Origin of the sequence: Frigoribacterium sp. R86507 (genome assembly GCF_044597695.1) — a bacterium.
Lineage (GTDB): Bacteria > Actinomycetota > Actinomycetes > Actinomycetales > Microbacteriaceae > Frigoribacterium.
In genome coordinates, this window is sequence record NZ_CP139002.1 from 3234666 (window position 1) to 3248950 (window position 14285).

At 71.4% G+C, this 14285-nt stretch carries 14 protein-coding genes; 6 read left to right on the forward strand and 8 right to left on the reverse strand.

All coding sequences use genetic code 11. From position 1 onward, the window contains the following. Positions 1-66: 66 nt before the first annotated feature. Entirely contained in the window at positions 67-1686 is a 1620-nt protein-coding gene (gene pgm / locus SJY14_RS15340; RefSeq protein ID WP_071255707.1) for a phosphoglucomutase (alpha-D-glucose-1,6-bisphosphate-dependent), read from the forward strand. 81 nt (positions 1687-1767) lie between these two features. Here the strand turns inward: pgm and SJY14_RS15345 are convergent, their stop codons facing one another. Next, a complete protein-coding gene (locus tag SJY14_RS15345) occupies positions 1768-2577 on the reverse strand; it encodes a M15 family metallopeptidase (RefSeq protein ID WP_396599349.1) in 810 nt (269 codons plus the stop codon). A gap of 176 nt (positions 2578-2753) precedes the next feature. Between SJY14_RS15345 and SJY14_RS15350 the strand changes: the two genes are divergently transcribed. From SJY14_RS15350 to SJY14_RS15360, 3 genes are all read left to right on the forward strand, one after another. Then, positions 2754-4583 (forward strand): MDR family MFS transporter, encoded by a 1830-nt coding sequence (locus SJY14_RS15350; RefSeq protein WP_396599350.1) that lies wholly within the window; start codon positions 2754-2756, stop codon positions 4581-4583. Between the two features lie 399 nt (positions 4584-4982). After that, positions 4983-5570: a MarR family winged helix-turn-helix transcriptional regulator gene (locus SJY14_RS15355; protein ID WP_396599351.1), complete on the forward strand. Its 588-nt coding sequence runs from the start codon at positions 4983-4985 to the stop codon at positions 5568-5570. Between the two features lie 149 nt (positions 5571-5719). Continuing rightward, positions 5720-5893, forward strand: a complete 174-nt coding sequence (locus SJY14_RS15360) for a hypothetical protein (RefSeq protein ID WP_396599352.1) — start codon at positions 5720-5722, stop codon at positions 5891-5893. A 114-nt stretch (positions 5894-6007) separates the two neighbouring features. Here the strand turns inward: SJY14_RS15360 and SJY14_RS15365 are convergent, their stop codons facing one another. Then, the gene (locus tag SJY14_RS15365) at positions 6008-6868 is read right to left on the reverse strand and encodes a site-specific DNA-methyltransferase (protein WP_071255701.1); all 861 of its coding nucleotides are present in this window, start codon (positions 6866-6868) and stop codon (positions 6008-6010) included. 71 nt (positions 6869-6939) lie between these two features. Between SJY14_RS15365 and SJY14_RS15370 the strand changes: the two genes are divergently transcribed. Then, complete coding sequence (locus SJY14_RS15370; protein WP_054145096.1) at positions 6940-7224, forward strand: GNAT family N-acetyltransferase; 285 nt, start codon at positions 6940-6942, stop codon at positions 7222-7224. Positions 7225-7294: 70 nt separating this feature from the next. Here the strand turns inward: SJY14_RS15370 and SJY14_RS15375 are convergent, their stop codons facing one another. From SJY14_RS15375 to SJY14_RS15400, 6 genes are all read right to left on the reverse strand, one after another. Continuing rightward, the gene (locus SJY14_RS15375; RefSeq protein WP_055977985.1) at positions 7295-8344 is read right to left on the reverse strand and encodes a biotin/lipoate A/B protein ligase family protein; all 1050 of its coding nucleotides are present in this window, start codon (positions 8342-8344) and stop codon (positions 7295-7297) included. Positions 8345-8353: 9 nt separating this feature from the next. Beyond that, on the reverse strand, positions 8354-9229 hold the full coding sequence (locus tag SJY14_RS15380) for an alpha/beta fold hydrolase (protein ID WP_177174792.1): 876 nt from the start codon (positions 9227-9229) through the stop codon (positions 8354-8356). A 48-nt stretch (positions 9230-9277) separates the two neighbouring features. Beyond that, the gene (locus SJY14_RS15385) at positions 9278-9925 is read right to left on the reverse strand and encodes a PepSY domain-containing protein (protein ID WP_396599353.1); all 648 of its coding nucleotides are present in this window, start codon (positions 9923-9925) and stop codon (positions 9278-9280) included. A 162-nt stretch (positions 9926-10087) separates the two neighbouring features. Then, positions 10088-11683 carry an ATP-binding protein gene (locus SJY14_RS15390; RefSeq protein WP_396599354.1) on the reverse strand — a complete coding sequence of 532 codons (1596 nt, stop codon included), beginning with the start codon at positions 11681-11683 and terminating at the stop codon, positions 10088-10090. Further along, complete coding sequence (locus tag SJY14_RS15395; RefSeq protein ID WP_071255697.1) at positions 11676-12353, reverse strand: response regulator transcription factor; 678 nt, start codon at positions 12351-12353, stop codon at positions 11676-11678. The genes SJY14_RS15390 and SJY14_RS15395 overlap by 8 nt, the downstream gene beginning before the upstream one ends. A 175-nt stretch (positions 12354-12528) precedes the next feature. Then, positions 12529-13281 (reverse strand): SDR family NAD(P)-dependent oxidoreductase, encoded by a 753-nt coding sequence (locus SJY14_RS15400; RefSeq protein ID WP_055978000.1) that lies wholly within the window; start codon positions 13279-13281, stop codon positions 12529-12531. 172 nt (positions 13282-13453) lie between these two features. Here SJY14_RS15400 and SJY14_RS15405 point away from each other — a divergent pair, with 172 nt between their 5' ends. Further along, positions 13454-14167, forward strand: coding sequence for an HAD family hydrolase (locus SJY14_RS15405; protein ID WP_396599355.1), 714 nt, complete (start codon positions 13454-13456; stop codon positions 14165-14167). Positions 14168-14285: the final 118 nt, after the last annotated feature.

Consider the following 14285-nt stretch of genomic DNA (forward strand, 5'->3'; position numbering starts at 1 on the left):
GAGGAGCCTACTGAGAGCCGCCCCGGCACCGCGACGAAGGTCGGCGCCGGGTGCCAGGATGTCCCCATGACCGACCGTGCCGGAACCCCCGCAGAAGCCAGCGACCTGATCGACCCCGAAGAGGTCTCGGCCGCGTACTACGAGCTCGTCCCCGACGTCAGCAAGGTCGAGCAGAAGGTCGTCTTCGGCACCTCGGGCCACCGCGGCTCCTCGCTCGACGCGGCGTTCAACGAGACCCACATCGCCGCCATCACACAGGCGATCGTCGAGTACCGGGCAGGCCAGGGCATCACCGGCCCGCTGTTCATCGGGCGCGACACCCACATCCTCAGCGGCCCGGCCGAGCGCACCGCGGTCGAGGTGCTCACCGGCAACGACGTGAAGGTGCTGGCCGACGCCGAGGGCGGCTACGTGCCGACGCCCGCGCTCAGCCACGCGATCCTGGTCTACAACAACGACCCGGCGAACACCGACAAGGCCGACGGCATCGTCGTCACCCCCAGCCACAACCCGCCCCGCGACGGCGGCTTCAAGTACAACCCGCCGCACGGCGGCCCGGCCGACAGCGACGCCACGAACTGGATCGCGAACCGTGCCAACGAGATCATCGCCGCCGGCAACGTCGACGTGAAGCGCGGCGTCGGCACGCCCGGCCGCCACGACTTCCTGCGCGGCTACGTGGGCGACCTCGTCAACATCATCGACATCGACGCCATCAAGAAGGCCGGCGTGAAGATCGGTGCCGACCCGCTCGGTGGCGCGAGCGTCGAGTACTGGGGCGCGATCCGCGACGTCTACGGCCTCGACCTCACCGTCACGAACCCCGGCGTCGACCCGACCTGGCGCTTCATGACGCTCGACTGGGACGGCAAGATCCGCATGGACCCGTCGAGCCCCTCGGCCATGGCCAGCGTCGTCCACCGCAAGGACGAGTTCGACGTGCTGACCGGCAACGACGCCGACGCCGACCGCCACGGCATCGTCACGCCCGACGGCGGCCTGATGAACCCGAACCACTACCTCGCGGTCGCCATCGACTACCTCTACACGCACCGCCCCGAGTGGCGCGACGACGCCGCGATCGGCAAGACCCTCGTCTCGTCGAGCATCATCGACAAGGTCGCCGAGTCGCACGGGCGTCGCCTGTGGGAGGTCCCGGTCGGGTTCAAGTGGTTCGTGCCCGGCCTGGTCGACGGCTCGGTCGCGTTCGGCGGCGAAGAGAGCGCCGGGGCGTCGTTCCTCCGCAAGGACGGCACCGTCTGGACGACCGACAAGGACGGCATCCTGCTGGCCCTGCTCGCGAGCGAGATCATCGCCGTCACCGGCAAGACGCCCTCGCAGCTCTACGCCGAGCTCGTCGAGAAGTACGGCGACCCGGTCTACCAGCGGGTCGACGCGGCGGCGACGAAAGAGCAGAAGACGCGTCTGGGCAAGCTCGACGGCGACGCCATCGAGGCGACCGAGCTCGCCGGTGACCGCATTACGGCGAAGCTCAGCAAGGCTCCGGGCAACGACGCGGCCGTCGGCGGCGTCAAGGTGGTCACCGACAAGGCCTGGTTCGCGGCCCGCCCGAGCGGCACCGAGGACGTCTACAAGATCTACGCCGAGTCGTTCGAGGGCCCCGAGCACCTCGCCCGCGTCCAGGCCGAGGCCAAGACGATCGTCGACGCCGCGCTCGGCGCCTGACCGACGGCCCACACCCCAGGAAGTCGCCGAGACCCCCACCCGCGGGTGGGGGTCTCGGTGACTTCCTGGGGTCTCGAGGGGTCAGCCGGCGTAGTCGGGGGCCGCGGGCAGGCCGAAGAACTCCTCGAGCGTGGTGACGCCCGTGTCGTGCATCTCGGTGGCGAGCGGCACGCCCACGTACCGGAAGTGCCACGGCTCGAAGGTGAAGCCGGTCACGGCCACCTTGTCGGCCGGGTAGCGCAGCAAGAACCCGAAGCGCCACGCGTTGGCCGCCAGCCACTGCCCCTGCGGCGTGTCGCCGAAGCAGGCCTGCAGCGCACAACTGAGCGGCACGGGACTGATGTCGAGGGCGAGACCGGTCTGGTGCTCGCTGAAGCCGGGGCGGGCGCTCTGGGCGTCGGCCTGTGCCTGCCCGAGGCGCTGCACCCAGCCGGCGTAGACGCTCACCTGGGTGTCGTACGAGCGGTACGCGCTCTGCACCTGGAACGCTCCGGCTCCCTCGGCCTCGCCCGCCTGGAACATCGCGACGACCGCGGCGGCGGCCTCGGCGCGCAGGGTCGGCGGGTTCTGGTGTGTCACGTCGGGCGTGACGAGGTCGGCGGGCACGTAGTCGACCGGGTCGAGGGGGCGCAGCTTGTCGCTGACCACCCAGAGGCTGGCGGGGTCGTCGACCGACCGGGCCGCCTTGTCGAACGCGGGTGTCGTGGGGGACGTAGGAGGCGCCTCCTCGGTCGGGGTCGGGGTGGGGGTGAGCGTCGGCGAGACGGTCGCGGCCGACGTGGTCGGGCTCGGCTCGGGCGCGCCCTGCGAGCACGCGGCCAGCAGACCGGTCGTGAGGACGACGGCCAGGACGGTCGTCGCGGGGCGGGGCAGGGAGGGGCGTCGAGACATCGCGTCGAGCCTAGTCACGCGCGTCGGCCCGGCACGGTCGGCCGTCGCCTGACGTCGAGGACGGACGATTCCTCTTGTTGTCGGGATCTTGCTCGTGAAGTAACTTTGCGTACTGCGCAATGTCGAGTCGCGCCGTCACCACCAGACTGACTCCCCCACCAGACAGAAGAGACACCATGTCGAGCGCTGCCCCAGCCCCCACGACCACGGCCCCCGCCGAGCGCGAGGGCCTGATGACCCACCGCCAGATCCTCTACGTCATCTTCGGCCTGATGGCGGGCATGTTCCTCTCGGCCCTCGATCAGACGATCGTGGGTACCTCGATGCGGACGATCGCCGACGACCTCGACGGGCTCAGCCTGCAGGCCTGGGTGACGACCGCCTACCTGATCGTGTCGACCATCTCGACGCCGATCTACGGCAAGCTCAGCGACATCTTCGGGCGTCGGCCGCTCTTCCTGATCGCCATCACGATCTTCCTGCTGGGGTCGATCGCGGCCGGCTTCTCCGAGAGCATGTACCAGCTCGCGATCTTCCGGGCGATCCAGGGCATGGGCGCCGGTGGCCTCATGGCCCTGCCGCTGACGATCATGGGCGACATCCTCGCCCCGCGTGAGCGTGCCAAGTACCAGGGCTACTTCCTGGCCGTGTTCGGCATCTCGAGCGTCATCGGTCCGCTCGTCGGCGGGCTGTTCGCCGGAGCCGACCAGATCCTCTTCGTCACCGGCTGGCGCTGGGTGTTCCTGATCAACGTGCCGATCGGCATCGCGGCACTGTTCATCGTCGTGCGGTTCCTGCACATCCCGGGGCAGAAGCGACGCGAGAACGTGCGCATCGACTGGTTCGGCGCCGCGGCGGTCATCGTCGCCGCCGTGCCGCTGCTGCTGGTGGCCGAGCAGGGCCGCACCTGGGGCTGGAGCTCGCCCGGGGCCTTCGCCTGCTACGTGATCGGAGCCGTCGGCATCGTCGCGTTCGTCGTGATCGAGCGGTCGATGGGCGACGACGCCCTGATCCCGCTCAAGCTGTTCCGCAACCCGACCTTCTCGATGGCGACCGTGCTCGGCGTGCTCGTCGGCTTCGGCATGTTCGGCGCCCTGCTGACGGTGCCGCTGTACCTGCAGCTCGTGAACGGTGCCACGCCGACCGAGAGCGGCTTCCAGATGCTGCCGATGATCGCCGGCCTGATGATCTCGTCGATCGTCGCCGGCCAGCTCATCTCTCGCACGGGCAGGTACAAGATCTTCCCGATCACGGGCACGGCGTTCATGGCCGCCGGGTTCTTCTGGTTCACGAACCTCTCGTACGACAAGCCGTACTGGTTCATGATGGTCGGCATGCTGCTCGTCGGCCTGGGCCTCGGCCAGCTGATGCAGACCCTGACCATCGCCTCGCAGAACTCGGTCGGCGCCCGCGACATCGGCGTGGCCACGTCGGCGTCGACGTTCTTCCGGCAGATCGGCGGGACGCTCGGCACGGCCGTGCTGTTCTCCGTGCTGTTCAGCCGCATCCCCCAGACGATCGCCGCCGCGTTCGCCGACTCGAGCCTGCAAGGCCGCGCCCAGGCCGCCCTCGCCGACCAGTCGGTGTTGACCGACCCGGCGAACGCCTCGATCCTGAAGCTCTACCAGGCGGCCGGCAGCGGTGACACGTCGCAGGTGAGCGGAGCGCTCGACGGCAACACGTCGTTCCTCAACACGGCGGACCGACGCCTGGCCGCGCCGTTCCTCGACGGCTTCGCGAACGCGGCGGTGACCGTGTTCTGGGTCGCCCTGGCGGTCGTGCTGGTGGCCTTCGTGCTGAGTTTCTTCCTCAAGGCCACGCCGCTCCGGCAGAAGTCGGCCATCGACGAGGCGGCCGACGACGCGCGAGCCGCCGTGGCCGCCGACGCCGCGCTCTCGGCCCAGGCCGCCGCCGCGCAGACCGGCTCGCTCGTCGCCCCCGACACCGGCTCGATCGACGTCGTACCCCCGCGCGAGCGGCGTGACGACACCCCGCCACGGCCCTGATCGCGCGCACGTCGGGGTGACCGCCCGACCACGGATGCGCCCGAGCTGGTGTCGCGACACGGCACGTGTCGGGTAGCGTTCCCTCGACGGTGCTTCGGTGCCGAACGGTTCGTCACGTGTCCGGCGTTCCCTGCCCGTGAAGCTCACGCGGGAGGCGAGACGACCGAAGGCCGCACACCCACGGGGTGTGCGGCCTTTCTTCGTCACCGGACGTCCCACCGGATCGATCCCCTGCGTGAAGCTCCGATCGACACGGCGGGACGTCTCTGCCCACGCGGGGCGGACGAGATGAGCCTAAAACGGGTGCGACCGGAGGGACAGGGGTTGACAATCGCGAAACTCCTGATCAGCCTCGTTTTTTTAGCTAGACGACCTAGCGACGTGGTCTAGACTCGCCGCATGCCCGATCAGCACGCCACCGCCGCACCCTTCGACGCGTCCGGCTATTGGTACAGCAGCAGCACCGAAGAGCGTGGCGTCACGGTGCTGAATACCCTCCGCGCCTACCGGGCCGCCGAGGTCGCGATGCGGGCCCGCACCCGCAAGTCGATGAAGATGAACGACACCGACCTCGCGGCCCTCCGTTTCCTCCTGCGGGCGCAGCGGCTCGGCGACCCCGTCAGCGCGAAAGAGTTGGCCGCCCAGCTGAAGATCACCTCGGCCTCGACGTCCGTGCTGATCAACCGCCTCGTCGCGAGCGGGCACATGCTGCGCCATCCGCACCCGACCGACAAGCGTGCCGTGCTGCTGACCGCCACGGGCGACTCGAACTCCGAGGTACGCGACACCATGGCGGCGATGCACGCCCGCATGATCTCGACCGCCGAGTCACTCGATGCCGACGAGGCCGCTGCGGTCGTGGGCTTCCTGCAGCGCATGACGGCCGCGATCGAGATCGACGACCACCACGTCGACGGCGACCCGACGGACGCAGCGGGCACGGCGGGCACGGCGGGCACGGCGAGCGCAGGTCACCCCGCTTCCTAGCCGCTGGGCGAACACCTGGTGAACTGACTAGATCGACTAGTCACCACCGTGGCAGGCTGACCGCACGGCACCGGTTCACGGCGGTGTCGTGACAGTCCGAGCACCACCGTTCCGCCAGGCATCGCAGGGGTGCCGGAGACGAGCAGAACATGACCACGATCGACGTCGCTCGCAGCGACCGCCCCACCTCCGCCGGCAGCGCCTTCTCCGAGGTGCGCGACACCGCCCGGCAGCGCACGCTGGCCGTCATCGCGACGGCCGCCACCGGCGCGAGCGTCAGCCTCGTCGCCGCCCTGCTGCTCGCCCTCGGCGTCGTCCGATGACCGGCTCGTCGGGCTTCTCCACCCAGCAGATGCAGGGCCTCACCCACGAGCAACTCGTGTCGTTCGTCCGCGGTTCGGTGACGACGGCCGTCTCGGCCCTCGACCTGCACTCCGTCAGACCGACTCGACCCGCGCCGACGGGAGCCGTCTGCGCATGACGGCCACCGCCTCCTCGTTGCTGTCGACGAGCAGGTAACGCCGGCCGAGGGCGTCCGCCACGGCACCGGTGGTTCCGCTGCCGGCGAAGAAGTCGAGCACCCAGTCGCCCTCTCGACTCGAGGCCTGCACGATGCGGCGCAGCACGCCCTCGGGCTTCTGCGTCGGGTAGCCGGTCTTCTCGCGACCCGTCGGCGACACGATCGTGTGCCACCACACGTCGGTCGGCAGCTTGCCCCGGGCGACCTTCTCGGGCGTGACGAGACCCGGTGCCATGTACGGCTCGCGGTCGACGCTCGTCGAGTCGAAGTGGTACCGCTTGGGGTCCTTCACGTAGACGAGGATCGTGTCGTGCTTGGTCGGCCACCGGTTGCGGCTCTTCGCGCCGTAGTCGTAGGCCCAGATGATCTCGTTCAAGAAGCAGTCCCGACCGAACAGGGCGTCGAGCAGCACCTTCGCGTAGTGCGCCTCGCGGTAGTCGAGGTGCAGGTAGAGCGTGCCGTCGGGGGCGAGCAGCCGCCAGGCTTCGGCCAGGCGCGGCTCGAGGAACGACCAGTAGTCCTCGAAGCGGTCGTCGTAGCCCATCAGGTCGCCGCGGATGCGTTCGTACTGCACGCCCTTGAAGCCCGTCACCGAGGTGATCGAGTCCTCGGCGCTGCGCACCGACGTCGTCGACCGGCGCCGCTGCTGGCGCCCCGTGTTGAACGGCGGGTCGAGGTAGACGATCGTGAATCCGCCGTCGGGCAGCTGGACCGTGACGTCGAGGTTGTCGCCCTGGACCACGAGGCTCGGGGAGGCGGTGGTCCAGTCGAGGGGCATCCGACCATTCTGCTGCCTGCCGGGCACCGACACGCGCCCGACTCCCGGCCGGGGGCGCGTAGCGTGTCGGGATGACCACCGAGGTAGAGAACCGCCCCACGCAGAACCAGTACGCCCTCGTCGAGGACGGCGAGACGATCGGCTTCGCGGCCTACGACGTCGTCGGCCACGAGATCCGCTTCACCCACACCGAGATCGAGCCCAGCCGACGTTCCGCCGGCCTCGGGGCCCGGCTCGTCCAGGGCGCCCTCGACGACGTGCGGGCGAACACCGACCTGCGCGTCGTGCCCCTCTGCCCGTTCGTGGTCGACTTCGTCGACGACCACGTCGACTACCGCGAGCTGCTCGACCGCTGACCGCGGCGCGGTCGCCGAGGCGGACGCCGGGCAGGAGGCGCGGGTCGCCTCGTCGGCGTCCGTCGCGTGCTCAGGGCACGCGCGCCAGCCACTCGGGCGTCGCGAACTTCGAGGTGACGAGGTGCTCGGCCTTCTCGAGTTCGGCCTCGGTGACGTGGCCTTCGGTCGCCCCGTAGAGACCGGTGAAGGTCTGCTTGAGGCGCTCGATGATCTCGGCGCGGGGCAGGCCCGTCTGGCTGCGCAGCGGGTCGACGCGCTTGGCGGCGCTGGTCGTGCCCTTGTCGCTCATCTTCTCGCGTCCGATGCGCAGGACCTGCACCATCTTGTCGCCGTCCATGTCGTACGACATCGTGGCGTGGTGCAGCAGGGCGCCGTTGCCCAGGCGCTTCTGCGCGGCCCCGCCGATCTTGCCCTTGGCGCTCGTGATGTCGTTCAGCGGCTGGTAGAAGGCGTCGATGCCGAGCGACTTGAGCGCCGTGATCACCCATTCGTCGAGGTACGCGTACGAGTCGGCGAAGCTCATGCCCTGCACGAGCTCGCCCGGGGCGTAGAGCGAGTAGGTGACGATCGACTGCGCGTCCATGAACATGGCGCCGCCGCCGCTGATGCGGCGCACCACCTCGAACCCGTGGGTCGATGCGGCGTCGAGGTCGACCTCGTTCTTCAGCGACTGGAAGCTGCCGATCACGACGGCGGGCTGGTCCCACTCCCAGAAGCGCAGGGTAGGGCCGCGGCGACCCGCGCCCACCTCTTCGGTGAGCACCTGGTCGAGGGCGAGGTGGACGTTGGGCGACACCGGGGCGTCGTGGATGATCTGCCAGTCGTAGTCGCGCCAGTCCGTCGCCTTCGAGAGGCTGCGCCGGATCGCCACGGCGATCGCCTCGGGCGAGAAGCCCAGCAGCACCGCGTCGTCCGGCAGCCCCTGCTTGATCGTCGCCGCGATCGTCGCGGCGTCCGACTCGACCGGCAGGCCGTTCACCGCCCGGTCGACGGCGTCGAGCGCCGTGTCGGGCTCGAGGAAGAAGTCACCGGCGAGACGGAACCCGGCGATGCGCCCCTCTCTGACGTCGAGGTCGACGACCACGAGCTTTCCGCCTGGGACCTTGTACTCACCGTGCATGGACGCAGCCTATGCCTGGTGCCCCACGCGGTCGTCGAGCCAGCGCACCAGGTCGGCCACGACCTCGTCGCGGTTGGTCTCGCGGAACACCTCGTGCCGGGCACCCTGGTAGACCACGAGCTCGACGTCGCTGAGCCGGCTGCGGTTGACGTACGCGTCGGCGAGCTTGCGGGCGCTGGCCTCGCCGCCGAGCGGGTCGTCGTCGCCGACGAGGACGAGGACGGGCAGGTCGCTCGCGAGCCGGGTCGACGGGCGACCCATCAGGCGCAGCGTGTCGGCCGTGCCGAACAGCTGCCGGGCCGTCGCCTGCACCGACAGGGGGTCGGCGGCCATGGCGTCGACCACGGCCTGATCACGGCTGAGCCACTCGTAGCCCGTGTCGCCGAGGTGGGCGTGCCGGGCGTTCAGGTCGCCCGCGTTCATGCTGCCGGGCATGCGGTACGCCGTGCCGCTCAGCACGACGGCGTCGAACCGGTCGGACCCCTCGTCGACGAGCTTCTGCGCCATCAACGAGCCCCAGGAGTGCCCGAGCAGCACGAGGGGCGAACCGGGGTTCTCGGAGCGCGCGATGCCCGTCAACCGGACCACCGCCTCCATCGCCCCGCGCAGCCCCGACGGGCCGAGGCGGCCGAGCTTCGAGCGGTCGCCGCCCCACTGCCCGAGGCCGGTCTCGCCGTGGCCGAGGTGGTCGTTCGCGTAGACCGTGTAGCCGGCTCGCACGAGGTCCTGAGCGAGGTCGTCGTAGCGCAGGGCGTACTCGCCGAGGCCGTGCGCGATCTGCACCACGGCCTTGGGCGCCGCGGCCTTCCAGACGTAGTAGTGCACGGTCACGCCGTGGGCGTCGGTGAACTCGTAGTCGCCTCGGGCGGCGGAGAAGATGGGCACGGCCTCAGTCTCCCATCACGGGCCCGCCCCCGGGGCAGGGACTCGTGGTCAGCGGCGGGCGTCGACGTCGGTGCGCACGACGCCGAACGCCTGGTCGAGGTCGACGTCGACCTCGGTGCCGTCGTCGAGGCGCACGTCGACCTCGTAGGCCACGCCGGCGTCGTCGCCGCGGTCGGCGTCGGTCACCGTGCCCCCACCGGCGGCGGCGAGGGCGGCGGCCGCGGCCTGGTCGTAGTCGGCGCCGGTCAGGTCGTCGTCGCGGGTCGAGTCGTCGCGGCCCGAACCCGCGACGGGCGTCGGGGTGGCGTCCGACCCGAGCGAGTCGTCGTCGTCGTCGTCACGGTCGTCGCCCGCGAGGGGCGTCGGGGTGGCACCGGACCCGCGCGAGTCGTCGTCGACTCGACTCGAGGTGACGGCGTAGTCGCCGTCGAGCAACACCTTCGCCTCGCGCCCGTCGGGCAGGACGACCTCGACCTCGTAACCGACGAGCCCGTCGTCCAGGGTGTCCACCTCGGTCACGGTCCCGCCACCGGTCTCGGCGAGCGCCGCCGCCCGGGCCCGGTCACGGGTCTGCCCGGACACGCCGTCGTCGAGGCCCGAGGCGAGGGCCACGCCGCCGCCGCCCAGCACGAGGACGCCGGCGATGCCGCCGGCGATCAGCAGGGACTTCTTCTTGGTGAGGCTGTTCTTCAGCATGGTTCGCTCCGTTCGTGGGGCCGCCGAGCGGCCGGGTCTGTCGCTCTCTCGAGCTGATGACCCCACTCTCGCGAGGGGGCACTGAAGCAGTGCTGAAGTCCGCTGAAGAACCGTTCAGGAGGCGCGGGTCGCGTCACCGGGGCAGGGCGGGCAGCGCTCGGGTCAGGCCGGCCCGGCGGGGAGGTCGACCACGAACCGGGCACCACCGAGCGGCGACGTGGTGATCGACACCGAGCCCCCGTGCACCCGGACGATCTCGCGGACGATCGCGAGCCCCAACCCGCTGCCGCCCGAGTCGCGGGCGCGGGCCTCGTCCAGGCGCACGAACCGCTCGAACACCCGCTCTCGGTCGGCCTCGGCGACTCCGGTCCCGTCGTCGTCGACGGTGAGGACGGCTCGGCCGTCGCGCTCGTCGAGGGCGACGGCGACGCGGGTGTCGGCGTGCCGGGCCGCGTTCGCCACGAGGTTGTGCACGACCTGGCCGAGCAGTCCCTCGTCGCCGTCGACGCGGGCCGGGCCGACGGCCGTGGCGTCGACGGAGAGCGGCCCCCGACCGTCGGAGGGGGCGACGCCGCGCAGGCGGGCGGACTCGGCAACGACGAGATCGTCGAGGTCGACCGGGCGACGCGTCACCCCGAGGGCCCCCTCGTCCGCCCTGGCGAGGACCAACAGGCCCTGCACGAGTGCCGTCAGCCGCGCCTCCTCGCCGAGGACGGTGCCGGCCAGGGCCGCACCGTCGATGCTGCCGGGGTGCAGCAGCGCGACCTCGGCGTGCTGTCTGATCGTGGCGAGCGGCGTCTTGAGCTCGTGCGAGGCGTCGCCGACGAAGCGCCGCTGGGCCGTCGCCGACGAGTCGAGTCGGTCGAGCATGCCGTTCAGCGTTCGGGCGAGACGGGCGATCTCGTCGCTGCCGCCGGGGTCCGGCAGCCGGTGCGACAGGCTCTGCGCCGTGACCGTGTCGACCTCGCGTCGCATCGACTCGACCGGGCGCAGCGCACGGCCCACCACGAGCCAGGTCGTGACGCCGAGCACGAGCAGCGCCACGGGGATCGCGACGCCGAGCGTCACGAGGCTCGCCGAGGAGGCGGCGCTCGCCTCGTCGAGGGACCGCGCCGCCACGACGCCGTACTCGGTCGTCACGGTCGGGGCGGGTTCGGGGGTGGCCTCGGGCGTCGGGGTCGAGTCGTCGGCGTCGTCCACGGAGTCGTCGGCGTCGTCGCCGGACCGCGCAGACGGGGAGGACGCGGTCGGAGTCGGTGTCAGCGTCGGTTCCGCGCTCAACGTCGGCGTCGGCGTGGTCTCGACCCCCACGTCGTCCCGTTCGACGACGAACTCGTCGCCGTCGAGGGTCACGCGGTCACCCGACCCGGCCTCCGTGAGCGACGAGGCGGATTCGACGAGGTCGTCCTCTCCCCCGGCGGCGAGCACTCGCCCCGAGGAGTCGGTCACGACGACGAGGGCCCCCTCCGCCTCGCCCGCGACCGCGACGTCGGGCGTCGAACCGATCGCCAGGGCCGACACGGCGCGGTCAACGTCGGCCGCGGCGGACTGGCGCGGGCCGTCGGCGAGCACGGCCTGTTGCACGAGCGCGAAGACGAGCGTGAACACGCCGAGGGTCAGGGCGACGGCGAGCACGGCGGCCGCGGTGATGCGGGACCGCAGCGACGCCCGTCGGGGGCGACCCGGCCCGTTGCCGCCGGACGGCCCGATCGCGGCGGACGGCCCGGGCGTCGGGACGCGAGGGGCGCGCTCAGCCACCCCGCGCCTCCAGACGGTAGCCCGCCCCGCGCAGCGTGACGATGGCCTCGCGGCCGAACGGCCGGTCGACCTTGTTGCGCAGGTGGCGCACGTACACCTCGACGATGTTGGGGTCGCCCTCGAAGTCGTCGTTCCAGACGCCGTCGAGCACCTCGCGCTTGGTCACGACGCTGCCGGCGTGGCGCATGAGGAACTCGAGCACCGCGAACTCGCGGCTGGTGAGCTCGACCTCGACGTCGCCGCGGCGGACGCTGCGGGAGGCGGGGTCGAGGCGCAGGTCGCCGGCCTCGAGCACGACCGGTCGTTCGCGGGCACCACGGCGGACCAGGGCGCGCAGCCGGGCGAGCAGCACGGCGAAGGAGAACGGCTTGGTGAGGTAGTCGTCCGCGCCGGTGTCGAGGGCCTCGACCTGGTCCCACTCGCCGTCCTTGGCGGTGAGCATGATGACGGGGGTCCAGTCGCCGCCCTCGCGCATGGCCCGGCAGACGGCGTAGCCGCTCATGCCGGGCAGCATGATGTCGAGGACGACCACGTCGTACGTGCCCTCGCGGGTGCGCCAGAGGCCGTCGGTGCCGGTCGGGGCGACGTCGACCGCGATGCCCTCGGCCTCGAGACCGAGTCGCAGGCCCTCGGCCAGGGTCGCCTGGTCCTCGACGACGAGCACGCGCACGGGGCCTCCCTCGGTCGCGCCGGGTGCGCGTCGTGCCCATCATGGCGGCCCGGCGCTGAAGCGCGGCTGAAGCGGGCCACGCCGCCGGCCGGCTGGGCGCGATGCCACGACTGGCCGCTCACGTTCGGAGCTGAGCGGCGAGTCGTGACATCTCGACGGGCCGAGGAGGCGCGGGTCAGTGCGCCGAGTAGCCGCCGTCGACGAGGTGGTAGCTGCCCGTGACGAACGACGCCTCGTCGCTCAGCAGGAACAGGACGAGCGCCGAGACCTCGGCGTCGGTGCCCAGGCGGCCGGTGGCGTGCTGCGACTCGAGGTACGAGAGCGCGTCGCCGTCGAGAGACGCGCGCACGAGGGGAGTGTCGATGAAGCCGGGGCCGACCGCGTTCGTGCGGACGCCACGCTTCGAGTACTCGAGCGCCGCGACCTTGGTCAGGCCGACCAGGGCGTGCTTGCTGGCGACGTAGGCCGCGTTCTGGGCGATGCCGACCGAACCGAGCACCGAGCTCATGTTGACGATCGAGCCGCCTCCGGCCTCCACCATGGCGGGCAGCTGGTAACGCAGGCCGTAGAAGACGCCGTCGAGGTCGACCGAGCGGACGCGGTCCCAGGCGGCGATGTCGTACTCGCCGATGTCGGCGGCCGGGGCACCGATGCCGGCGTTGTTCACCGCGAGGTGCAGGGCACCGTAGGTGGTCTTCGCGAACTCGACGGCCGCCTCGGACTGCTCGGGCTTCGCGGTGTTCTGCTCGAAGGCGACGGCCGTGCCGCCGGCGGCGACGATCTGGTCGACGACGCCCTGGGCCGCCTCGAGCTTGATGTCGGTGACGACCACCGATGCGCCCTCGGCCGCCAGGGAGCGCGAGATCGCGGCGCCGATGCCGCTGCCTCCACCGGTGACGAGTGCCGTCTTGTCGCTGAACCGTGCCATGGTCTGTGCCTCTCTCCGTTCGTGGGCCGGCCGTCGGGGCCGGTCGGGCTCGTCGACGAGCCCGTCTGCGAACATACGCTCGCATGGAACTGTGGGCAACAGGTGTCGCCTTGCTCTCGGCGAAATCCCTGCAGTCCGTGCAGCTTCGCTCGTTCGGGGGCAGGGTGGCGGGATGACCTCCCCCGCGTCCGACGACGCCTCCTCACCCTCCACCGCCGTCCTCTTCGACATCGACGGCACCCTGGTCGACTCGAACTTCGCCCACGTCGACGCCTGGTCGCGCGCCTTCACCGAGGTCGGCCACCCCGTCGACAGCTGGCGCATCCACCGGTCGATCGGCAAGGACTCGTCCCTGCTGGTCGAGGGCCTGGTCGGGAAGGACGCCGCCGCGCGCCTCCTCGACGACGCGAAGGACGCCCATTCGCGCCACTACGCCGAGCACCTCGGCGACGAAGGCGACCTGCACGTCTTCGAGCGGGCGACCGACCTGCTCGCCGAGCTGGCGCGTCGGGGGCACGGCGTCGTGCTCGCCACGAGCGCGCCCGAGGACGAGCTGAAGGCGCTGCGCGGACTGCTCGACGTCGAGGACGCCCTCTGGGCCGTCACGTCGAGCGAGGACGTCGAGACCGCCAAACCCGACCCCGGCATCGTCGAGGTCGCCCTCGCGAAGGCGGACGTGCCGGCCGAGCGCGCGGTGATGGTCGGCGACGCCGTCTGGGACGTCGAGGCGGCGCACCGGGCGGGCGTGACCTGCGTCGGGGTGCTGAGCGGCGGCTTCTCCCGGGCCGAGCTGGTCGAGGCCGGGGCCGAGGAGGTCTACGACGACGTGTCCGACCTGCTCGCCCGGCTCGACGACAGCGTGATCGGTCGGCTCGGGCGCGACTGAGGCCCGCACGACGGGGCGCGGTCGGCTGGGGCGGAGCGTCTTCGGCGACCGCCACCGCGCCTCCTGGTCCGTCAGCGGAGTGGCCCGACCTCGGGTCACGGCGCCGGTCGGCGTCGAG